This window comes from Spirosoma rhododendri (assembly GCF_012849055.1).
Lineage (GTDB): Bacteria > Bacteroidota > Bacteroidia > Cytophagales > Spirosomataceae > Spirosoma > Spirosoma rhododendri.
Genome location: NZ_CP051677.1, coordinates 728,549 through 750,275, shown reverse-complemented (window position 1 = coordinate 750,275; position 21,727 = coordinate 728,549). Strand labels below are relative to the sequence as shown.

At 57.0% G+C, this 21,727-nt stretch carries 17 protein-coding genes and 1 pseudogene; 8 read left to right on the top strand and 10 right to left on the bottom strand.

All coding sequences use genetic code 11. The features are described 5' to 3' along the window. Positions 1 to 3: 3 nt before the first annotated feature. The 9 genes from HH216_RS02880 to HH216_RS02845 form a co-directional block, all read right to left on the bottom strand. The gene (locus HH216_RS02880; RefSeq protein ID WP_169549416.1) at positions 4 to 645 is read right to left on the bottom strand and encodes a pseudaminic acid biosynthesis-associated methylase; all 642 of its coding nucleotides are present in this window, start codon (positions 643 to 645) and stop codon (positions 4 to 6) included. Between the two features lie 63 nt (positions 646 to 708). Next, positions 709 to 1,896: a UDP-4-amino-4,6-dideoxy-N-acetyl-beta-L-altrosamine transaminase gene (gene pseC / locus HH216_RS02875; protein WP_169549415.1), complete on the bottom strand. Its 1,188-nt coding sequence runs from the start codon at positions 1,894 to 1,896 to the stop codon at positions 709 to 711. A 48-nt stretch (positions 1,897 to 1,944) separates the two neighbouring features. After that, on the bottom strand, positions 1,945 to 2,289 hold the full coding sequence (locus HH216_RS02870; RefSeq protein ID WP_169549414.1) for a helix-turn-helix domain-containing protein: 345 nt from the start codon (positions 2,287 to 2,289) through the stop codon (positions 1,945 to 1,947). After that, a complete protein-coding gene (locus HH216_RS02865) occupies positions 2,286 to 2,612 on the bottom strand; it encodes a hypothetical protein (protein ID WP_169549413.1) in 327 nt (108 codons plus the stop codon). The genes HH216_RS02870 and HH216_RS02865 overlap by 4 nt, the downstream gene beginning before the upstream one ends. Positions 2,613 to 2,740: 128 nt before the next feature. Beyond that, complete coding sequence (gene pseB / locus HH216_RS02860; protein WP_169549412.1) at positions 2,741 to 3,757, bottom strand: UDP-N-acetylglucosamine 4,6-dehydratase (inverting); 1,017 nt, start codon at positions 3,755 to 3,757, stop codon at positions 2,741 to 2,743. A gap of 15 nt (positions 3,758 to 3,772) precedes the next feature. Continuing rightward, a complete protein-coding gene (locus HH216_RS02855; RefSeq protein WP_169549411.1) occupies positions 3,773 to 4,720 on the bottom strand; it encodes a hypothetical protein in 948 nt (315 codons plus the stop codon). Positions 4,721 to 4,801: 81 nt separating this feature from the next. Then, positions 4,802 to 5,749, bottom strand: coding sequence for a GNAT family N-acetyltransferase (locus HH216_RS02850; RefSeq protein ID WP_169549410.1), 948 nt, complete (start codon positions 5,747 to 5,749; stop codon positions 4,802 to 4,804). Positions 5,750 to 5,865: 116 nt separating this feature from the next. Next, positions 5,866 to 6,150, bottom strand: a complete 285-nt coding sequence (locus tag HH216_RS25705; RefSeq protein WP_254448673.1) for a T9SS type B sorting domain-containing protein — start codon at positions 6,148 to 6,150, stop codon at positions 5,866 to 5,868. After that, positions 6,051 to 7,394 (bottom strand): gliding motility-associated C-terminal domain-containing protein, encoded by a 1,344-nt coding sequence (locus HH216_RS02845; protein WP_254448672.1) that lies wholly within the window; start codon positions 7,392 to 7,394, stop codon positions 6,051 to 6,053. The genes HH216_RS25705 and HH216_RS02845 overlap by 100 nt, the downstream gene beginning before the upstream one ends. 567 nt (positions 7,395 to 7,961) lie before the next feature. Between HH216_RS02845 and HH216_RS02840 the strand changes: the two genes are divergently transcribed. From HH216_RS02840 to HH216_RS02815, 8 genes and pseudogenes are all read left to right on the top strand, one after another. Beyond that, positions 7,962 to 10,682, top strand: a complete 2,721-nt coding sequence (locus tag HH216_RS02840; RefSeq protein WP_254448671.1) for a hybrid sensor histidine kinase/response regulator transcription factor — start codon at positions 7,962 to 7,964, stop codon at positions 10,680 to 10,682. A gap of 241 nt (positions 10,683 to 10,923) precedes the next feature. Then, positions 10,924 to 12,245, top strand: a pseudogene (locus HH216_RS02835) (sugar porter family MFS transporter). A gap of 154 nt (positions 12,246 to 12,399) precedes the next feature. Further along, complete coding sequence (locus HH216_RS02830) at positions 12,400 to 13,326, top strand: carbohydrate kinase family protein (RefSeq protein WP_169549408.1); 927 nt, start codon at positions 12,400 to 12,402, stop codon at positions 13,324 to 13,326. 12 nt (positions 13,327 to 13,338) lie between these two features. After that, on the top strand, positions 13,339 to 14,451 hold the full coding sequence (locus HH216_RS26565; RefSeq protein ID WP_332871461.1) for a TonB-dependent receptor plug domain-containing protein: 1,113 nt from the start codon (positions 13,339 to 13,341) through the stop codon (positions 14,449 to 14,451). Beyond that, positions 14,421 to 16,502, top strand: a complete 2,082-nt coding sequence (locus HH216_RS02825; protein ID WP_332871460.1) for a SusC/RagA family TonB-linked outer membrane protein — start codon at positions 14,421 to 14,423, stop codon at positions 16,500 to 16,502. Before HH216_RS26565 ends, HH216_RS02825 begins: the two co-directional genes overlap by 31 nt. Before the next feature lie 18 nt (positions 16,503 to 16,520). Continuing rightward, on the top strand, positions 16,521 to 16,922 hold the full coding sequence (locus HH216_RS25700; RefSeq protein WP_254448670.1) for a hypothetical protein: 402 nt from the start codon (positions 16,521 to 16,523) through the stop codon (positions 16,920 to 16,922). Continuing rightward, positions 16,880 to 18,238, top strand: coding sequence for a RagB/SusD family nutrient uptake outer membrane protein (locus tag HH216_RS02820; protein WP_332871504.1), 1,359 nt, complete (start codon positions 16,880 to 16,882; stop codon positions 18,236 to 18,238). The genes HH216_RS25700 and HH216_RS02820 overlap by 43 nt, the downstream gene beginning before the upstream one ends. A 122-nt stretch (positions 18,239 to 18,360) precedes the next feature. Further along, entirely contained in the window at positions 18,361 to 19,893 is a 1,533-nt protein-coding gene (locus tag HH216_RS02815) for a glycoside hydrolase family 32 protein (protein ID WP_169549407.1), read from the top strand. Between the two features lie 142 nt (positions 19,894 to 20,035). On the opposite strand, the gene HH216_RS02810 is transcribed toward HH216_RS02815, so the two are convergent. Further along, positions 20,036 to 21,721, bottom strand: a complete 1,686-nt coding sequence (locus HH216_RS02810; RefSeq protein WP_169549406.1) for a RagB/SusD family nutrient uptake outer membrane protein — start codon at positions 21,719 to 21,721, stop codon at positions 20,036 to 20,038. Positions 21,722 to 21,727 lie beyond the last annotated feature (6 nt).

The following is a 21,727-nucleotide window of genomic DNA, read 5'->3' as shown; positions in this document are numbered from 1 at the left end:
CAATTACTTCTTGCGGAGAAGGTACATGACGTCCTGATTACCGCTTTCGGCCTGATTGACATACGGGTACAGCGTCTGTTTTTCCAGCGTCAGTTCGGGTGATTGCTGCTGAAACAGGGCAGCGTAATCGGCTTTCCAGAGGAAGCCTTCATTACCCCGATACGGTACGCTCGTCAGCGACGGGCTGTAGTATTCAAACCCCCATATGTACTGCCGACTGCACCGGACCATTTCGCCCATGATGCGGGGCAGATCGTCGGGGGCGATGTGGATCAGGACGCCGTTGGTACAGACCAGATCGAAGAAGCCATCGCGAAACGGCAACTCAAACCCTGACCCCTGAATGATGTTGATGTACTGCGTCTGCTGCTTCGCTTTCTCGACCGCGTAGGGCTGCAACTCCACGCCGTACAGGTTAGTAAAGCCCATGTCCTGCAAGCCGCGCAACTGCATACCGGTGTTGCAGCCAACTTCCAGAATGCGGGCGTCGCGGGGCAGGTCGGCCAGAAAAGCCGCGTTCATCTCGGTCTTGGTTAGGCCCCAGTTTTGGCGGTAGAAGTCGTCCCACTCGGCGCGGTCGCGGGTATTGCGGTCGGTATAGCTTTGGCCGAAGTCACCGGCCCAGAATTGTTCCTGTTGGGTCATTGAAATGTAGTTTAACGTTCAAAGTTTAAGGTCTAAGGTTGTTTACCGGAGGAACATTAACCATTAAACCTCAAGCCTTAAACCTAACTTCACCGACTCGATCACGTGGGCTTGCTCGTCGGGGGTGAGGGTGGGGAACATAGGTAGACTCAGGCAGCGGGCGTAGTAACGCTCGGCGTGGGGGAAGTCGCCGGGTTTCCAGCCGAACTGCCGGTAGTAAGGCATCAGATGCACTGGGATGTAGTGAACCTGTACCATGATGTTGCGGCTTCGCAGAAAGTCGTACAGTTCCTTCCGGTTGTCGGTCTGAATGACGTACAGATGGTACGCGTGACCCACATTGGCCGGTGGTACGATCAGGTCGAGGCCGGGCGTGTTGGCAAAGGCGTCGTCGTAGCGACGGGCGATGGCGGTTCGCTCAGCAAACATCGCGTCGGCCCGACCAAGCTGACTTAGCCCTAGCGCGGCCTGGAAATCGGTCAGGCGGTAGTTGTAGCCCAGCTCCTGCATCTCCATGTACCAGCCCCCGCGCTCCGGTTCGCCCGGATATGGTTCGGTAAAGTCGCCGGGTTTGTTGGTGATGCCGTGGGTGCGCAGCCGCATCAGATGATCGTACAGCGTTTTGCTGGCGGTCGTAACCATGCCCCCTTCGCCAGCCGCAATGTGCTTGACGGGGTGAAAGCTGAAAATCGCCAGATCGGCCAGCGAACCGTCACCACAGCGGTGCGTTTGTCCAGCTGCATCCGTGAAAAAGCCGCCCGGTGCGTGGCAACTGTCTTCAATCAGCCACAGCCCGTGCTCATCGGCCAACTGACGGAACTGGTCCATTGGCACCGGGTAGCCCGCAAAATCGACCGGGATGATGCCGGAGAAATAGCCCGCCGGATGCTGTTCGATCAACGCCCGCACTGAATCAATGGAGAGCAGGGCGGTAGCCGGGTCGATGTCGGCGAAATACACCTCGCCCCCGCAATAGCGCACGCAGTTGGCCGACGCCGAGAACGTAATCGGTGTCGTGATGACGCGCGTCCCCGGCCCGACGCCGAGGGCCATGCAGCACAAATGCAATGCAGCTGTTCCGTTGGCAACCGCGACCGCGTATGGCGCATCGACGTATTGCGCAAAGGCAGCTTCAAACTGCCCAATAGTCGGGCCCTGCGTCAGAAACGGGCCCCGCAGTACTGCGTTGACGGCTTCTATGTCGTCGTCCGTAATATGCTGCCGACCGTAGGGAATGGGTTTTTCAGGCATTGGCGGTTCGGGTTTCCACCCAGAAAATAATCGTTTCGGCTAAGTGTATCAGCTTGCCTTTGATGCTGGTGTGTGACTGCCTATAGTGCGTTGCCCGATATATCTCGTCTCGTCTGATGTATCGGTAACATCTGGCTGAGCAGGCAACTCGCCGTAGGTAATGGTCGGTACTTTGCCAATGGCCAGCGACAGGTCGACCAGTTTGCTGATTTTATGATCGAAATCACCATTGAGAACCTGCGATATGTACCCCTTTGTAACGCCAAGCTGCTCCGCCAACTGCGTTCGCGATAGCTTGTTGTCGGCCATGTACTGCTCGATCTGCGCGAAGAGATCAAGCTGAATTTTGGTAATCCAGTACTCCCGGCTGTTGATTAGTTCGTCCCGTGTCATGGCTCTAGTGAATCAAGGTACTGTTGTTTTAACGAACGAAATCGCTTGAAATCTGCCTTCTGCGTCGTCTTAAATCCGCCCAGGATAATGAGCTTACCGTTCTCTTTCTTAATGGCGTAAATGCGCAGGTGCTTTGACTTGAACTCGTACTCTTTTACTCGCTCACTCGTGGGTGTTACGTCTTTAAACTTAGTGTCAGGGAGCGAGTTGCCGTTGCTGATGTATTCCATGTATGTCAGCAGGGTTCTGAATTCGCTCAGGAATTGCTTGTCCCGCAACGTGCGTTCAAACTCAGCGAGCTGACCTATTCCGTCGATTTCCAACTCATCCAGTTCTTGCTTCGCCTAAACGGCAGCTACCTTGCGAACTGTAAATATAGACATAAAAGTTTAGTTCAAACTAAACAGAGTTAGGCACTGGAGGAGGGGTACGCAAAAATACCCGCGTGTCGCTACGCCGAAAAGTTCGGGTCGACGTGTTCGCGAATCTGGTCGCGCAGTTGATCGACGGTGAGCCAGTCGGTGTTGGTGCCAGAGTTGTATTTGAAGCCCATCTCAACCTGCTTCCCGTTGAACGCTTCCAGATAGTCGTCGGTGCTCCAGATCGGTGTCGACGGCGTGATGACGTAGTATTTGTCCGTCTCGATGGTGTTGAGCGCGTCGGTTTCGGTAATCATCTCCTCATGCAGCTTCTCGCCCGGCCGGATGCCGACCAGCTTCTGCTCGCAGTCGGGACCAATGGCTTCCGCCACATCGGTGATGCGGTACGACGGAATTTTTGGGACATAAATTTCACCTCCCCAGGCGTGTTCCAGCGCGTACAGCACCATCTCGACACCCTCTTCGAGCGAGATGTTGAACCGCGTCATATCGGGGTGGGTAATGGGTAGCACGCCGTCTTTGCGCTTTTCCAGAAAGAACGGTACTACCGAACCGCGTGAGCCGATAACGTTGCCGTAGCGCACCACCGAAAAGCGGAGGTCGCGGCTGCCTTTCGCGTTGTTGGCGGCCACAAACAGCTTGTCGGAGCAGAGTTTGGTCGCGCCGTAGAGGTTGATGGGGGCAGCGGCTTTGTCGGTCGAGAGGGCCACCACGCGCTGTACGCCCATGTCCATGGCCGCGTTGATGACGTTCTCCGCGCCGAATACGTTGGTTTTGATGCACTCGATGGGGTTGTACTCAGCCGCCGGAACCTGCTTGAGCGCAGCCGCGTGGATGATAACGTCGATCCCCTCACAAGCCCGCCGGAGCCGGTCGGCATCGCGGACGTCGCCGATGAAAAACCGGATCGACTTGTACTTGCTCTGCGGGTAGTACTGACTCATCTCGAACTGCTTCAGCTCGTCGCGCGAGTAGATCACCAGCCGTTTCAGGTTCGGATACCGCTGGTACACCATCTCGACGAACTTCTTGCCGAACGATCCGGTGCCGCCCGTAATCAGAATGGATTTATTGGTTAAATCAAGCATAAACGAAGGAACGAATTAAACCGGCTGATTCTGTGATTCAGGACCGGTCGCCGTGGTAGTGACGGGCGTTGGGGGTTGAGAAATAACGACGCGGGTAAAGGCGTCGATGTAGCTTTTAACGCTGGCGTTCAGCACCTGTACCCCCCGGTAACGGGCGTAGGCTTGCAGGCGTTCGTAGCCGCGAAAAACTTTGTGCAGCGACAGAAACTGCGATGCCATCGACCAGGTTTGCTGCTGACTGGCGTCGGAATAGACCGGTACGTGGGCGACTTTGCTGGCGTCTTCGTAAAAGTGCGTTTGCTGCATCAGCAACTGATTCTGATCGCTGACGCGGATTTGCTCGTGCCAGGAGGTGTCGGCTCCGAACAGGTAGATGGTCTCGAACCGGCGGTTAATCATCAGGGCCAGCGTCGCGATAATCACGTTCTGCGACTGCATCATGCCGAAGCCGTTGGCGCAGAGCCAGAACGTCAGCCATTGGAATCCGTCGACTACGGTATAGTTGAAATGGGCAACCTCTATGCGCGGATTTTTCTCGGCAATCAGCCGTAGCAGATACGAGCCTTTGGCGAATTGCGGTACGTAGAGCGTCATCTGCCAGTCGACCTGCTCGATAAAGGCGGTCACCGTTTGCCGGATGTCAGCGCGTTCGTCGGGTCCACCCTGATACGTGAAATATGCCGGATCGAACAGAACGTAGTTTTGCGGCTGTAGCTGCGCGAACACGGGCGAATGGGCGAAGTTGTTCACACAGACGAGTTCGGTCTGCCGCAGAAAATCGGTGTGGAGCGCAAGTGACTGGTTGAGCGATGGGCCGTTGCCGAGTACCGAGCAGATGGGCCGACGCGGGGCGGGCAGGCGGGTGCGATGCTGCAACCGGACGGCTACTTTGAGCAGCGACAGCAGCGATGCCAGCCCGTTGCTTACCCATTGATTTACCGTTTTGAATCCGCGCTCAATCATGCTGACGCCCACCAATGACGCGGGCTGTTTTCGACAAAAGTAACGAAAAAAATGGCAGGACGGGGTGCGACGGCTGACCGGTCAGAGCGCGCGTTCGTAGACTGTTTTCGCCGACGACTGCCCGCCCAGATTTCGCTTGAACTGTATCAGGCTGGGCTTGGGTGTACGGTCGCCGTTGAGCGAAACGCCCAGGTCGAGCAGGCTGATCTGCTGTTGCTGGCAGTATTGCCAAAGCCCGTCGATGAGCAGCACCATCGGGCTGTAGGCGTCGTAAGCCGGGTCGGAAACGGGCAGGAAATAGTAGAGAATATCGGGACTGACCCGCACCGCAGCGGCCAACGCGATAAGCCGGTCGGCATCCCACACGCCGAAGAGTGGAAACTGATCGGGGAAAGATAGGAGAAGCTGCCGGAGCGATGCTGGTTCTATGGTCTGTGCGTGGCAGCGCAGTTGCCGAATCTGCCCTACGAATGCCGTTGCCGCACACAAATCGGGCGATTGCCAGTGTGCGAACCGAAATCCGGCGGTCCGGCATTTGCGAAGCCGACGCTGTTTCATTGAGTCAATGCCCGACCCAAACGGTTGGCTGGTTACAGTGAGGTGCAAATTTTCATACGTAGCAACCGGTTCAAAACCGTGTTCAACGAGCTGACGCGCCAACCGCCGGGCCTGAGTGGGTGCGTAGCAATCGGGGTAGTTGACCAGCCGCAGCGAGGTAGCTCCCGCCGTTCGGGCCGCTTTTATCAGGCTGTTGATCAATAGGCTTAGTACATCGTCGGGTAGATCGGGCGCAAACTCGACGGAGCCAAACGGAGCCGCCAACGGGCTAACGGCCTGTTGGTCCCGCAAAAAAAATGCACACCGCCCGTCGGCTTGCCCCGTTTCCTGATTTATAACCACGATTTGATGCACTGTGCCGCCCTGCTGATTCAGGTGCGCCGGGCTATTGAAGAAAAAGCCGGGTTCGCTGAAAGTAGGCAGGGCGGGTGAAATCTGGTCAACCTGATCTAGAATAGTGTATTCGGGCATGGGGTAAGCTACGTGGTGATCAATGCGCTGCAACGATTGAGCCGTATTTTAGTGAAAAGCCTGATGTTTATGTAGCCTGGACCGGTCCGCCGGTGTGGTCCAGGCTACACAACACGCTACCGAATCAGCAACAGCGGGCCTTGCTGCTTGGTGAAGGTCGTTTGTTTGTTGCGCGTTAGCTGGTAGCTGACTGTCCAGGCGTACTCTCCGGCGGTGCAGGGCTGGCCCTGAAACAGACCATTCCAGCGGAACGGCTCCTGCTTCGTCTCGAAAATCACTTCGCCCCAGCGGTTGACGATGATCAATGATAGAATCGTAATGTCGCCACAGCCGGTCGTGAGGAAAGTGTCGTTGAGGCCGTCGTCGTTGGGGAGAAGCTGTTGGGCGCGTATAACTGGCATTCGCAGCCGCTATAGTCGATGCTGACGGAGTCGGCCAGGGTGGCGCAGTCGTTTTGCACCGTGGCCCGGAACACGCCCGAATGGCTGACTTCCCGCACCGGTTCGGCGAAGCCGTCCAGCCAGCGAAACTGCCCGTTGGTTACGGCGGGTTTGAGGTCGAATATCTGTGTGCCGCATAGCTGCTGATCGGGGCCGAGGTCGAGCGTCGGTGGGCTGACATAGCGCACTTGAATCGCGTCGAGTACGGCGCAGCCCCCCTGGGTGACGCTCACCGAATAACTGCCGGGTTGCCCCACCGAAAACGTACGCTGCCGCGAACCATCCTGCCAGCGGTAGGTGGCCCCCGGAATGTCGGGGGGCGACAGTACCAGGTTTTGGCCGGTGCAGAGCGTAGTGTCGCGACCCAGTGAAAAGTCGAGTGCGTAGTTGATCTGAACCGAGTCGGTCAGCGTTTTGCAGGCTGTGATGGCCGTAACGGAGTATTTACCGGGCTGGGTAACCTGTAGTGTTGGCTGTCTGCTGCCGTCGCTCCAGCGGTAATCGAATGCCCCCGGCGTGGTGGCGTTTAGTTCGTAGCGGTCGTTGCGACTGCACAGCGTCTTGTCATCGCCGAGATTGAGCGTAACGCGGGTCAGCGAAATATCGTCGATAAATAGATAGTAAAAGCCGAGGAAAGGTGGGTCTTTAAAAAAGCTGCCGATGGTCAGGTATTCTTCACCGCCCCGGGCTATAATCATCCCGCTGACGCGCTGCCACTGCAACCGGGCGACCGACGTTCTAGGGGTATTGTCGAGTATTTGTGGGCCAGCCTTTAATCGCTCCGTTGAGTTAGGATCCCGTACCGGTTCTTTTGAAACGTACGCACCAATCGTTTCAGAGATATACTTGCCCGGTGTATCGGTCGCGATGAACATCTCGAAGTAGTAGCACTCGTCGGCTTTCAGGGGCTCGGTCAGGCGAACGCCCATGTATTCGGCCCAGCCCTGATCGAAGAATAGCCTCCCTAGTCCCTGTCCGGTACGCGGGGCGAGCTGCATCTGGCCGGAGTCGAAACAGCGGTGGTAAAAGTCGGGTGTTGCTCGGTTGGGGTTGTACCAGGGCACGGCTTCGGACAGCAGGTTGTCCTGGTGGGGGCAGTCGCGGTAGGTTTCAAAACTGCCGTTGGGTACGAGGTTCTGCGCCCCGGCAAGCATCGGCCACGTAGCTATCAACCAGATCAGAAGCCCCGTAATCCGTCGCTGCATAAAACCTGCCCGTTCGCGATTGCTGGGTTAACTACTCCGAACGACAGGCTTCGAAGATACAGAATTTTCGCCAGATAGTGCAAAAATGGTGTTGACAGGGTGCCAGATAGTCCCGCCCCTAAGCGATTGTTTGAAGAATGACTTTTATGGGATTCGACTAAGCAAAATGGTAACAAACCCTATCCGTACTATGGTCTCTGTACAGGCAGTCGTTTTCTCGTGATCCACGCTCAGTCGACAACATTAACTCCGCCATCGGACCGCCGATGCGGCCAAAAATCTGCTCGACAACCCAACGACGGGATACCACCACAACATAATGCGCTTTGTGATTCAACAGAGCTTCTATTGGCCGGCTCGATTCCTGAATTAGTACGTCGACAATTAGGGCGTCGACGCTTGATCTGCTGTTTGTTAATTAGGATTTATTCAATTATGAGTTGTCTCTAGTTTAGGTTACATTTGGTCTGTAGCACTAACCTATGAATCATGAATGGTCTGTTTACGTCGTCAGTTCGCTGCCCGGTGAGCCGAAGGGTGTTGGGAAACGCCCTTTTTGTTCTGCTGATGTTGCTGCTTGATGGTTGTTCTACAGCACCTGAAAAGACCTACCGCATCGGCTTCTCGCAACGGACACAGGCCGACACCTGGCGCCGGTCGATGCTGGCCAGCATGAAGCAGGAGCTGTCCTTTAATCCCGAGGTCGAGTTTATCGTCAAGGATGCGGAAGGGCAAAGTGATAAGCAGGTCAAACAGATTCAGGAACTGATCGATTCAAAGGTCGATCTGCTGATCGTATCACCCAACGCGGCCCGGCCCATCACACCTATTACCGAGCGCGCCTACCAACTGGGTATTCCCGTCATCATCGTCGACCGGCGAACCGCGTCGGATCAATACACGGCTTATGTCGGGGCCGACAACACAGACGTGGGCCGCACGGCGGGTCAGTATGCCAGCGCGCTGCTGAAAGGACGGGGCCAGCTAATCGAGATTGGCGAGTCGCCGGGGTCGTCGGCCGACATCGACCGGCACAAGGGTTTTGCCGAGGTCGTGCGCACCAAGCCGGGGCTGCAACTGGTAGGGAAGCTGGACGGCGACTGGGACAAGCAGTCGTTTTCTGCTGACCTGACGGCACTGCTTCGGGCCAATCCAGCCACCCGGCTCATCTTCGCCCAGAACGACCGCACGGGCCTGAAAGCCTACGACATCTGCCGACAACTGGGAATCGATCAGCGCATCAAAATCATTGGTGTCGATGGTTTGCCCGGTAAAAACGAAGGCATCGACCTGGTTGACCGGGGTATTCTCGATGCTACCGTGCTGTATCCAACGGGCGGCAAGGAAGCTGTTCGCACGGCCGTAGCGATTCTGAAGAAACAACCGTTCCGGCGCGAAAACCGCCTGCCGATTACGCTGATCGACTCGACGAACGTGGATATCATGAAGCTTCAGAATCAGAAAGCTATCGAGCAGCAGACCGACATCGAAAAGCAGAATCAGAATCTGGAGACCCTGACCCGCACCTATACCTCCCAGAAAAATACGCTGTACCTCACGCTGGCCAGTCTCATTATTGCGTTGCTGCTCGGTATGTGGGCCTTGTATCTGTTTCGGAGCAAGCAGCGGGCCTACCTGAAACTGGCCCGGCAGCACGAACAACTCGAAGCACAGAACGAAGAAATCCGGGCGCAGAAAAACCAGATCGAGGTAGTGTCGCAGCAGGCGCGCACGGCCACTGAAGATAAGCTGCGGTTTTACTCGTACATCTCCCACGAATTCAACACCCCGCTCAGCCTGATTCTGATTCCTACCGAAGATTTGCTGGCCAAGAAAACGGTCGGTACGCACGAACTGCGCGGGAATCTGTCGCTGGTGCAGAAGAACGCCTACCGGCTGCTGCGGCTGGTCGATCAGATGCTCGATCTGCGGAAGACCGACGCGGGCAAGCAACAACTCAACGCGTCGGAGCAGGACCTGATTGCATTCGTACGCGACATCGTCACCGATTTTGGCCGAAAGGCAGAAAAACAGCGGATCGACCTGCAACTGATTACGGATCAGGCCGGACTACTCATCTGGTTCGATACTGAAAAGCTGGACAAGGTACTGTTCAACCTGATGTCGAACGCGTTTAAATACACCCCGCGCGGGGGCCGAATCCACGTGCAGATCAATACGATGGATGGGCAGGTGCGGATTCAGGTGATCGACAACGGGGAGGGCATGACCGCACAGGAAAAAGAACATGCCTTCGATCTGTTCTACAGCGGTGCGCCAACGTTCAGCCTCTCGAAAGGTATCGGGCTGGCAATGTCGCTGGAGTTTATCCAACTGCACCGGGGCGATATTAGTGTGACGTCCGCCAAAGGGCAGGGCACTACGTTTACCATTACATTACCGCTGGGTAGCGACCATCTGGATGCGAGCGAACAGACCGGCCCGGCGGGGCGCTATCGGCCGTTTATCGAAACCGAACTCGACGCCGAGGCTGAACCCGTGCTTCGACCGACGGGCCGACATAATGGTACGCTGCTGCTGATCGAAGATAACGACGACCTGCGGGCGTTCCTGATTAATCGGCTGGGGGCTGAATTCGACATCATCGCCGAAACCACCGCCGAGCGGGGCTGGGAGCGAATACTGGAAACTATTCCTGACCTGATCCTGAGCGACGTCATGCTGCCCGGTATAGATGGGGCCGGCCTGGATGGAATAGAACTGACGCAGCGCATTAAGTCTGACTGGCGCACCTCGCACATCCCGGTTATTCTGCTGACGGCCAAACGGCAACTAGAGCAACAGATAGAAGGCACCCGCGCCGGGGCCGACTGCTACATTACCAAACCATTCGACACGACATACCTGATCGAAACGCTGCGCACGACACTAGCCAACCGCCGGAAACAGCAGCAGCGATTCGCGACCGATACCCTGCCTAAGTCCGACAACAAACAGGATCGCCGATTCCTGAACGAGCTGACGGCATTGATCGAGAAAAACATCAGCGACCCGTCGTTCGGAGTCGAAAAGCTAAGTCGCGAGATGGGGCTATCGCGGGTGCAGCTATATCGTAAGGTGCAGGCTCTGCTCGACAAAAACGTGGTCGATCTGCTCTCGGAAGTACGCTTGAAAAAAGCCCGGCAACTCCTGCGCGACACCACCCGAAACGTCGCGGAGGTTGCCGTCGAAACGGGGTTCAGTTCACCGACCTACTTCACGACGTTCTTCAAACAGCATACCGGCAAAACACCATCGGAGTACCGCCGTAATCCGATTAACGTATAGGGGGTGCGTATCAATTTGCTAGTCCCCAGAGATGAGTATTTTTACACGTAACAAAAGCGGAGAGTCAGGTAACAAAAGTTAAGGCCCCTATGTATATATTGTTACTATATTGCTGATAATCAATAGATTGTGATTGAGATTATTTCTTAATCTATTTGAACGTTTTCTTAAGCCGCCCCGCCCTGACATGCGCTAGGTTTGCTGACATGAGCCGCTGAAAAATCGGTTCGTACCAACAAACGTGAGTCAGCAACAACGCATTTTCGTCTGGTCGATTACGGCTGCGCTAGGCGGTTTCCTCTTCGGTTTCGATACCGCCGTTATTTCCGGAGTTGAGCAGTCGCTCCAGACCCTTTGGCACCTCAATGTGTGGGAGCACGGCCTGACGGTTTCCATCGCGCTTATCGGTACGGTGATCGGGTCCATGACCGGCGGTATACCGGCTGAGCAACTGGGCCGTAAGAGAACCTTATTCTGGATTGCCGTTCTCTACCTGGCCGCATCGCTCGGTACAGCACTGGCTCCCAACTGGCCAATCTTTCTGCTGTTCCGGTTTCTGGGCGGGCTGGGCGTGGGGGCGTCGTCGGTGGCGGCACCCATGTACATCACCGAAATTTCGCCCGCCAAATCGCGGGGTAAACTGGTCGGGATGTTCCAGTTCAATGTGGTGCTGGGTATCCTGATCGCGTACCTGTCTAACTACCTGCTGGCTGATGCGGGCAGCGAACCGTGGCGCTGGATGCTGGGTATTCAGGCCCTGCCGTCGCTGCTGTTTCTGGTGGCCGTGCTGAACATACCGGAAAGCCCCCGCTGGCTGCTGCTCAAAAAGGGTGACGCCCAACAGGCGCGGGTCGTGCTGAACATGATCGACCCCGCCACCGCCGACCAAACGTTCGTGGCCATCGAGCAGAGCCATTCGCCACAGGCATCGTCGGCCCGGCTGTTTTCGGGGCAGTACACCCGACCGATCATGCTGGCGGTGCTCTTTGCCGTGTTCAATCAGGTATCGGGTATCAACGCCATCATTTACTACGCCCCCCGGATTTTTGAAATGACGGGATTGGGCAAAAGCTCATCCCTGCTGTCGTCGGCGGGCGTCGGGCTGATCAACCTGATTTTCACGCTGATTTCGATGAATCTGATCGACCGCTACGGGCGACGGAGGCTGATGCTGATCGGCTCGGTGGGGCTGATTGTCACGCTGGGGCTGGTGGCGCGGGCTTTCTACGTGCAGGATTTTGGCGCGACGGTTCCGTTTCTGCTGTTTGCCTACATCGCTTTCTTCGGCTTCTCGCAGGGGGCCGTTATCTGGGTGTTTATCGCCGAAATCTTCCCCAACGAAGTCCGGGCGAGCGGTCAGGCACTGGGCAGCTTCACCCACTGGCTCATGGCCGCCATTATCACCTTCACTTTTCCGTACCTGTCGGAAAAACTGGGGGCGGTACCACCTTCCTGTTCTTCGCTGGCATGATGGTATTGCAGCTTCTGTTCGTACTCCGGCTTATGCCCGAAACGAAGGGTACCAGCCTGGAAAAGATCGAACGCACCGTCTTCGCCCACTGAAAGTCGGTTTTCGCTGTCCCCGACAGCATCCTGCTGTCGAGTCGCGATAGCGGCTAATGGGGTAACTGCACTTAGCCTACGGCTCCGACAGCAGGATGCTGTCGGGGACAACGTAATCAATCAGCTTACATTAACCCTTAAACCCGGAACAAAAATGACACACACCGTCACCTGTTTTGGCGAAACCCTGTGGGACGTCCTGCCGACGAGCAGGCAGCCCGGTGGGGCACCCATGAACGTCGCCGTCGATCTCCGCAATTTCGGAATTACTGCCCGGCTGATTAGCCGGGTGGGTAGTGATGAATTAGGTAGCGAACTGTTCCGATTTATTGAACAGAACGGCCTGCCACCCGACCTGATTCAGACCGGGCATACGCACCTGACGGGAGTGGCGAAAGCCAATATCTCCGACAGCAACGAGGTCACTTACAAAATCGTACAGCCCGTCGCCTGGGACTATATTCACCTCGAACCCCACCTGATCGACGTCGTTCAGAACAGCGACGTGTTTGTATACGGTAGCCTGGCAGCCCGCAGCCCTATGACCCGCGAAACCCTGCTGACGCTACTCGACGTGGCCCGGCAGAAAGTGTTCGACATGAACCTGCGGGCACCCCACTACGACCGCGAAACGGTCGAACACCTCCTGCACCGGGCCGACGTTGCCAAGTTGAACGAGCATGAGTTGGCCGAGCTGGCAGACTGGAATAAAACCGACGCATCGGCCGATCTGCGCGACACGATGCAGCGTATCCGCGAGCGCTACGACCTGCAAGCCCTCTGCGTCACCCTTGGCAGCAACGGGGCTGCGCTGCTCGATGCGGCCGGTTTCGTGCAGCAGGGGGGCTTTGCGGTCAGGGTGAGCGACACCATCGGCAGTGGCGACGCCTTTCTGGCGGCTTATCTCTACAAAACGCTACAGGGCGTACCGGCCCGGCAGGCGCTTGAATTTGCCTGTGCGACGGGGGCTTACGTGGCGATGCAGCCGGGTGCCACACCGTCGTTTACGGAAGCCCTCATTGTCGATACGCTGCTGCGAACTACTCCGAATACCACCCAGACTTCTCTTTCACTCAATTAATCACGTAACCCTATGACTCATGTAAAAAACTACCTGTTCATGCTGGCCCTGCTGCTGTTGTCCGCAACGGCTGTTCTGGCCCAGCAGCGCACGTTGACCGGCACCGTGGTCGACGCTAAAAACCGCGAACCGCTGCCCGGCGCGAGCATCCTGGTGCCCGGCACCACAACCGGAACGGTGTCTGATGCCGCCGGAAAATTCACGCTGTCGGTGCCGCAGGCCGCGACGGGCGTAACCGTTTCGTTTATCGGTTACACGACGCAGGACGCCCCCATTGCCAATCGCAACGATATCATCGTGGCCCTGAACGAAGGCAGTCAGCTCAACGAAGTGGTCGTGCTCGGCTACACCACCGCCCGTAAGCAGGACCTGACCGGTGCCGTAGCCGTGGTCGATGTGGCCGCGACGAAAGCCACCAGTTCGGGTAACCCCATGCAGGCGTTGCAGGGCCGGGTGCCGGGGCTGTACGTCGAAAAGTCGGGGACACCGTCGGGTGAAGCCAGCCGTATCCTGATCCGGGGTGCCAATACGCTCGGCAACAACGACCCGCTGTACATCATCGACGGGATACCGACCAAGCGGCCACAGGTGTTTCAAAGCCTGAACCCCACGGCCATCCAGACGATTCAGGTGCTGAAAGATGCGTCGTCGGCGTCGATCTATGGGTCGCGGGCCTCGAACGGAGTCATCATCGTGACGACAAAAAACGGGTCGAATACGAACGGTAAACTGAACGTACAGTTCAACACCAGTATCGCGGCACAGTCGGAAAAGCCCGAGCGGTTTAAGATGCTGAGCGCGGTCGACCGGGGGCGGGCACTCTGGCGGGCGTCGGTCAACGACGGTGTCGATCCGACGTCGGCCTACGGGGAAATCTATTCGTTCGACTGGAACAAGAATTTCCAGAACCCGGTGCTGAATAATGTCACGGTGCAGCCTTTCGTCGGTGGTGACAGAACCGTTCCGGCGGGCAATACCGACTGGCAGCAGGAGCTGTACAAAACCGGCTACGTGACCAACAACGATCTGACTGTTTCGGGTGGTACGAAAGCGTCGTCGTTGCTGATTAACCTGAGCTACCTGAACAACTCGGGATGGTACAGTACACCAACTACCGCCGACTGACGGGCCGGATCAATGCCGCCACCAGTCTGCTCGACAACAAGGTCCGGTTTGGGGCGAACGTGCAGATGACGTCGTCGCGCGAAACGCCCGTCACGACCGACCTCGGCGGTGCCCCCACGCCGGGTCTGGCGGTTACGCTGGCTCCGACCATTCCCGTCTACACCACCACCGGCGACTTTGCCGGGCCGATTGGGTCGGGCTATTCGGATCGTAACAACCCGGTGTTCATGCAGTACATCAACCGCTGGGATAAGATCAACCGCAACTTCGTATTCGGCAACGTCTTCACCGAGATCGAGCCGATTCCGGGGCTGGTGTTCCGCTCGTCGCTGGGTATGGACAACGCGGGCTACGAGTTTAAAAACATCGAGCAGTCGTTCAAAAACGGATTCATCGCCCGGACGCTCAATAGCCTGACGCTCAATACGAACAAGTTTCTGAGCCTGACCTGGACCAACACGCTGCGGTATAACTTCGAGGTGGGCGCGCACCGCTTCAACGTGCTGGGCGGAATCGAAGCCATCCGCGACAACCTCGACGACGTTACCTCGTACCGCGAAAACTTTGCGGTGCAGTCGGAAGATTACTTTGTGCTGAGCGCGGCTTCGGGCAACGCCAGCAGTACGGGCAACTCGACCGGGAGTCGGCTACTTTCTCAATTTGCCCGAATCGATTACGGGTTCGGCGACCGCTATCTGGCGGCTCTGACGCTGCGACGCGACGGCTCGTCGCGCTTCGGGCAGGAAGACAAGTACGGCTTTTTTCCGGCGGCTTCCGTAGGCTGGCGCATCGACAAGGAAGCGTTCATGCAGAACGTCCGGGCGGTTTCCAACCTCAAACTGCGGGCGGGCGTCGGCCGGATCGGTAATCAGGACATTGGTGATCTGGCCCGTTTCGGTTTGTTTGAAGCGCGGTACGGCACGCTGGCATCGCAGGTGCCCAACGGCCACAACAGCTTTTTCGATCAGTACTGGAACGTGGGAACGGCCTACGACCTGAACGGGGTCAATAGCGGAACGCTGCCCTCGGGCTTCGTGCAGACACAGGCGGCCAACAACGCGCTCCGGTGGGAATCGACCAACGAGCTGAACGTCGGTCTTGACTTCGGCTTTCTGAACGGTAGTCTGGTGGGATCGTTCGATTATTTCACCCGCGAAACCAAAGATATTCTCATCAAGCCACCCGTCGCGTCGGCGGTGGGCGAGGGGCAGTTGAAGTTCGTCAACGGGGCTACCAAAACCAACAAAGGCTTTGAACTGCTGCTGACCTACTTCGGCAAACCCAAGGGTGACTTCACCTATAACGTGTCGGCCAACTTTGCCCGCTTCCGCGACAAAATCACGAGCCTGCCCGAAGAGGTTCGCTCGGCTTTCCCCGGCAACGCCGTCACCACGATTCTGGGCCATTCGCAGTTCGACCTGTTCGGCTACCGCACCGATGGTATTTTCCAGAGCCAGGAAGAGGTGAAGAATCATGCAGCACAGGTAGGAGCCGCACCGGGCCGGATTCGCTACCGCGACCTGAACGGCGACGGCAAAATCGACGCCCTCGATCAGGAGTTTTTCGGCACAACGTTGCCCGGCCTGGAGTACGGCCTGCGCATCGAGCTGGGCTACAAACGGTTCGATCTGTCTATTTTCGGTTCGGGCATTGCCGCCCGGACGGGTTTTGATCCGTACACGTATTACAACAACTTCATCCGGGGGCGGGAGAACGTAGGACCGGGCGTATTCAATGCCTGGACGACCCAAAACACGGGTTCGCGGATTCCGGCCCTGACCCTGGCCGACGGCAACAACGAAACCCGTACCTCCGACTATTTCAACGTTAGTACGGCCTACTTCAAGATTCGGAATATTCAGCTTGGCTACAACGTGCCGCAGGACGTCGTCGGCCGGTTGCGGCTAACCAACGTGCGCCTGTATGCAATGGCCGAAAACGTGTTCTGGTTCAAGAGCAAGAGCTTCGATGGACCCGACCCGGAGCGCACCGACATCAATACGGTGCCCATTCCGCGTACGATCACCCTCGGTCTGAATGTTTCGTTTTAACCCCAAGCGGCTTCCATCATGAAAAATAAAGTACTGATTTCGATAGCGATGCTGGCGGGCACGGGTCTGCTGTCGTCCTGCAAAGACTTTCTGGATTATCAACCCCAGGGCACGCTCTCGTCCGAGAATGTGAAAAGCGTCGACAATGCCGACGCGCTCGTGACGGCGGCTTACGCGTCGCTGGGCAACGGCGAAATGATTGGCCCCATCGCCAGTATGTGGGTGTACGGCTCTGTCCGCTCCGACGATGCCTACAAAGGCGGGGGCGGGGTATCTGACCTCGAAGACATCAATTTCTACGAGCAGCATAACCTCACGCAGCCGCAGCAGGGGGCGGATTCTACCACCCCTACACCTGGGAAAACTACTACAAGTCGATCTCGCGGGCCAACGTCGCCCTCCGCTCGATCAGTGACCTGACCGAAGCGAGTTTTCCGCTGAAGCGCACCCGGCAGGCGGAGTTACGCTTCCTGCGTGGCCACGCCCATTTCATGCTGAAGATGTTGTTCAAATACGTGCCGTACGTCGATGAAACGCTGACGAATGACCAGATTCTGGCCACCTCGAACCGGCAGTACACCAGCGATCAGCTCTGGGATAAAATCGCGGCCGACTTCCAGTTTGCCGTCGAGAATCTGCCCGTTACGCAGTCGCAGCCGGGCCGGGCCAACAAGCTGTCGGCATCGGCCTATCTGGCCAAACTGCGGCTGTATCAGGCGTATGAGCAGGACGATAACAACAAAGTCACGACGATCAATAAAGACAAACTACAACAGGTGGTCAGCCTGGCGCAGACGGTCATCAGTTCGGGAAAGTATAGTCTCCAGCCCGATTTTGCGGAGAATTTTCTGCCCGAGTACGACAATGGTGTTGAATCGGTTTTTGCCGTGCAGTACTCGATCAACGATGGCACGACGGTAGGGCGGCTCAACTTCGAAGATGGCCTGAACTACCCCCACGGGGCACCACAGTACGGCTGCTGCGGGTTCCACCAGCCCAGTCAGAACCTCGCCAACGCCTTCGGTACCGACGCCAATGGCCTGCCGAAGTTCGACACGTTCAACGACGCGGTCATTGATTTCAAAACCGCCACCGTCGACCCCCGCGTCGATCACACAATCGGTATCGACGGGCACCCCTACAAGTACAACGCATCGCTGCCGTTCAGCAATAGCTGGGTGCGCGATCCGGGAACGTACGGGTTTTTCCAGGCAATGAAATCACAGCAACTGGCCAGCAGTTCGTCGTACAAAAAGCTGGGTCCGTTCATGGGTGTGTCGAAAAACATCGACGTCATCCGCTACGCCGACGTGCTGCTGTTTCAGGCCGAAGCGTACATCGAGCTGGGGCAGCAGGCACTGGCCCTGCCGCTGATCAACCAGCTACGGGCGCGGGCAGCCAACAGCACCGGGCGCACCAAAAAAGCCGACGGTACCAACCCCTCGGCCTACCTGATCAAGCAATACAGTTCGGCCAACTGGACGCAGTCGTATGCCCGGAAAGCGTTGCAGTTTGAGCGTCGGCTGGAGTTCGCGACCGAAAGCCCCCGCTTCTTCGACCTGGTTCGCTGGGGTATTGCCGCCGAAACGCTGAACGCGTACCTGACCAAAGAAAAAACCCGGACCTCGCACCTGAACGGAGCTGTGTTTACGGCCGGTCGCGACGAGTATCTGCCGATTCCGCAGCGCGAAATCAACTTTACGAAGGGGTTGTACAAGCAGAACGTGGGTTTCTAACCTGAGAAACCGTCCCCGCCAGCAATTCTCAAAAAGGTTAGTAGTTTGAGCTATCGTGGGAGTCGACGCCAGCAATGGCCGACTCCCGCATACTTTTTTCATCCGAAAACAAATGACAGGTTATGAAAAACGCATGGTTACTGAGTGTGCTGCTGCTGGCCGGAGCCGGTCAACTGTCGGCGCAGAACGCCCCGACTAGTCCGGCCGCGGAACCGTACCGGCCGCAGATTCACTTCTCGCCCAAAGCCCACTGGATCAACGACCCCAATGGGATGGTATTCCACAACGGTACCTACCATCTATTTTACCAGTACTACCCCGACGCGACGGTCTGGGGGCCGATGCACTGGGGACACGCTACCAGCAAAGACATGGTGCACTGGCAGGAGCAGCCCGTCGCGCTTTACCCCGACAGCTCAGGGTATATTTTCTCAGGTAGTGCCGTGGTCGACGTGAACAATACGAGCGGCTTTGGTAAAAACGGGCAGGCACCGCTGGTGGCGATCTTCACCCACCACAACGCGAAACTGGAGAAGTCGGACCCGACGCACGTGGAGCAGCAAAGCATCGCCTATAGCCTTGACGAAGGCAAAACGTGGACGAAATACGCGGGTAATCCGGTTGTGCCAAACCCCGGCATCTCCGACTTCCGCGACCCCAAAGTGCGCTGGTTCGAATCGCAGAAAAAGTGGATTATGACGCTGGCGACCAAAGACCGCGTAACGTTCTATTCGTCGCCCAACCTGAAAAACTGGACGCGTGAAAGTGACTTCGGTGGCAACGCGGGTGCCCACGGTGGCGTTTGGGAATGCCCCGACCTGTTTCCGCTAAAGCACAACGGGAAAGATGTCTGGGTGCTCATTGTAAACATCAATCCGGGCGGACCAAACGGAGGCTCGGCCACGCAGTACTTTTTGGGTAATTTTGACGGCAAAACCTTCCGACCCAACTCCACACAGACGAAGTGGATGGACTACGGCACCGACAACTACGCGGGCGTCACGTTCGCCAACACCGGCAACCGCACCGTGCTAATGGGCTGGATGAACAACTGGCTCTATGCCAACAAAGTCCCGACGGTGGCCTGGCGCGGAGCCATGACCGTACCGCGCGACCTGAGTCTGACGCCCGTTGGCAGTGAACTATACCTGACGTCGACCCCCATCCGGGAACTCGACAAACTCGAGAAGCAGGCTAAGTCTCTAACAAACCTGAAGGTCAACGTAGAAACCGATCTGACGACGAAGTTGAACGTCGGTGCTGGTCCGTACCAACTGAAACTGACCGTGCCGAACCCCGCCGATTTCTCACTTGTGCTGGCGAATCAGCAGGGCAACGAACTCGTAATCGGCTACGATAAAGCGGCCAACGCGTATTTCATCGACCGGACCAAATCAGGCAAAACTGATTTCGATACGAGTTTTGCCGGTCGGCACACCGCCCCCCGGCTATCAACGGCCCCGACGATGCAGCTTACCCTGCTCATCGACCGGGCATCGGTGGAGTTGTTTGCCGACGGCGGCTTATCGGTGATGACCGACGTTTTCTTTCCCGACGCCCCGCTGAATCATCTAAAAATTAAGTCGGCGACAGGCTTGCTGATTACAGAATGCGGCTACAAGCAACTCAGCTCCGCTCGTGATAGTGGTTTGTAGTTTTTCTATCGATGCGCATACGCTGCTACTGGTTTTAGTCAATCGTAATGCAGATTACAGGAGTGCTTAAACCAAAAGAGGTGCCGAGTCCCTGACCCGACACCTCTTTTGGTTTAAGCACTCCTGTAATCCTGTCGAAAAATTAGTACCCTTCGTTTTGGGTCAGGTAGCCGGGGATGTTCGAGGCTCCGTCGATGGCGGTTTGCGGGATGGGGAAAAGCCGCTTCCGAACGTCGGTGTTGGTTTTCTCGGTCCACGTGCCCTCGTACTTACCGAACCGGATCATGTCCGTCCGGCGCACCATTTCCCAATACAGTTCAAAACCACGCTCGCGGAACAGCAGATCGAGGCTCATGCTCGTCAGGGCCGGGGTCGTCGTCGGGAACGTACGGGCCGCCCGAACGGTGTTCACGTCGGCGAGGGCACTGGCGGCATCGTTGCTCTTGCGCAGCTTGGCTTCGGCCCGCATCAGGTACACATCGGCCAGGCGAATGATCGAAATATCGGCGTCGCCGAGGTTACGGCCGCTGGTCGATTTCTTACTGAACTCGTACTTCTCGACCCGATAGCCGGTGCTGTAGTTGCTGCCCGCCACTGTAAAATCGACCTGCTCGGTGAAGTTTACGGGTACCGTGGGGAGGTTACGGGTTACGTTGAACAGCTTGCCAACCTTGTAGTTGCCGTTGGGGCATTTCAGGAACGCGCCGTTTACGCGCAGCAGGCCGTACTGCTGACCTCGCAGGATACCCCGGTTGATGTTGAAGTTAGACTCAGCTACACACGAATCGCCCGGGTTGCTGTAGATCGACAGATTCTGCCGGTAAAAACGCGGGTCGACGGTCGGGTCTTTCGGCGAATAGGCCTGCGCCCAGCTCTGGTAAAAGTCGGGCGTAATGGCCGGGCCGTCGGTGCCGTTGGCAGCTGGGTAAGCCGGAATCGGAAACTGGTTGCCCGACAGCGAGAAGTACGGCAGTCGGTTGTTTCCGTTCAGTTCGGCGCGCTGGTCGACGGCGAAAATCAACTCCTTGTTGTTGTGGTTGTCCTGATTGAAAATCGTGAAATAATCACTGGCCAACTGGTACTGCCCGGAGTTGATGATCTTGTCGCAGTACGAAATCACGTTGTCCATGTCGGTCGACTGGAACGTGAACGAGGTGGCGGTACGGTTACGGTACACGGCCGCGTTGAGGTACATCCGCGCCAGCAAGCCCCATGCTGCACCCTTGCTCAGGCGACCGGGGCCAACCGTCGTCAGTAGGTTTGGCTCGACGGCCAGCATCTCGCTCAGGACGTAGTTATAAGCCGCTTCGCCCCGCAGGATAGTCGAGGTGCTTTGTGGGTCTTCTTTCACGAACACGATGCCAAACAGGTCGAGCAGCAGCATGTTGTAATAGGCCCGCATCCCCCGCGCTTCGGCCAGATACACTTTTGCACTGGCGTCGTTGAGTGTTGGTAGTGCATTGATCGCCGATACCGACCGCGATAGGCTCTGTACCAAGTTGTTCCAGGTGCTCAGCAGGTTCGGATCGGTGCTGGTAGTGGTGTGCTGGTGCAGGGCCAGGTAAATGCCGTTGTCGCCCCAGTCGGTGCCGCCCCGATACGGCAGAATAGCCTCGTCGGTCGAGATTTCCTGAATGGCGAAGTAGTTGGTATGCAGGAAAATATTGGGCAGCAGCGCATACACCGGGGCGATGTTGCCGTCGGCCAGCTGCTGATTCGAGAGACCCGATACCGATGCTTCGTCGAGCACGTTCTCGGCCAGATTGGTACAGCTATACGTCCCCGTCAGGGCTATGGCTGTGAGTATGGAAAGGAGTGTCTTTTTCATCTTTGG

What these genes read in the sequence shown, in the direction of transcription:
- HH216_RS02880 (WP_169549416.1), bottom strand. Translation starts at nt 645, where the DNA reads ATGACCCAACAGGAACAATTCTGGGCCGGTGACTTCGGCCAAAGCTAT.
- HH216_RS02840 (WP_254448671.1), top strand. Translation starts at nt 7,962, where the DNA reads ATGTTGCTGCTTGATGGTTGTTCTACAGCACCTGAAAAGACCTACCGC.
- HH216_RS26565 (WP_332871461.1), top strand. Translation starts at nt 13,339, where the DNA reads ATGACTCATGTAAAAAACTACCTGTTCATGCTGGCCCTGCTGCTGTTG.
- HH216_RS02830 (WP_169549408.1), top strand. Translation starts at nt 12,400, where the DNA reads ATGACACACACCGTCACCTGTTTTGGCGAAACCCTGTGGGACGTCCTG.
- HH216_RS02870 (WP_169549414.1), bottom strand. Translation starts at nt 2,289, where the DNA reads ATGACACGGGACGAACTAATCAACAGCCGGGAGTACTGGATTACCAAA.
- HH216_RS25705 (WP_254448673.1), bottom strand. Translation starts at nt 6,150, where the DNA reads ATGCCAGTTATACGCGCCCAACAGCTTCTCCCCAACGACGACGGCCTC.
- HH216_RS02845 (WP_254448672.1), bottom strand. Translation starts at nt 7,394, where the DNA reads ATGCAGCGACGGATTACGGGGCTTCTGATCTGGTTGATAGCTACGTGG.
- HH216_RS25700 (WP_254448670.1), top strand. Translation starts at nt 16,521, where the DNA reads ATGAAAAATAAAGTACTGATTTCGATAGCGATGCTGGCGGGCACGGGT.
- HH216_RS02810 (WP_169549406.1), bottom strand. Translation starts at nt 21,721, where the DNA reads ATGAAAAAGACACTCCTTTCCATACTCACAGCCATAGCCCTGACGGGG.
- pseC (WP_169549415.1), bottom strand. Translation starts at nt 1,896, where the DNA reads ATGCCTGAAAAACCCATTCCCTACGGTCGGCAGCATATTACGGACGAC.
- HH216_RS02850 (WP_169549410.1), bottom strand. Translation starts at nt 5,749, where the DNA reads ATGCCCGAATACACTATTCTAGATCAGGTTGACCAGATTTCACCCGCC.
- HH216_RS02825 (WP_332871460.1), top strand. Translation starts at nt 14,421, where the DNA reads ATGGTACAGTACACCAACTACCGCCGACTGACGGGCCGGATCAATGCC.
- HH216_RS02815 (WP_169549407.1), top strand. Translation starts at nt 18,361, where the DNA reads ATGAAAAACGCATGGTTACTGAGTGTGCTGCTGCTGGCCGGAGCCGGT.
- pseB (WP_169549412.1), bottom strand. Translation starts at nt 3,757, where the DNA reads ATGCTTGATTTAACCAATAAATCCATTCTGATTACGGGCGGCACCGGA.
- HH216_RS02855 (WP_169549411.1), bottom strand. Translation starts at nt 4,720, where the DNA reads ATGATTGAGCGCGGATTCAAAACGGTAAATCAATGGGTAAGCAACGGG.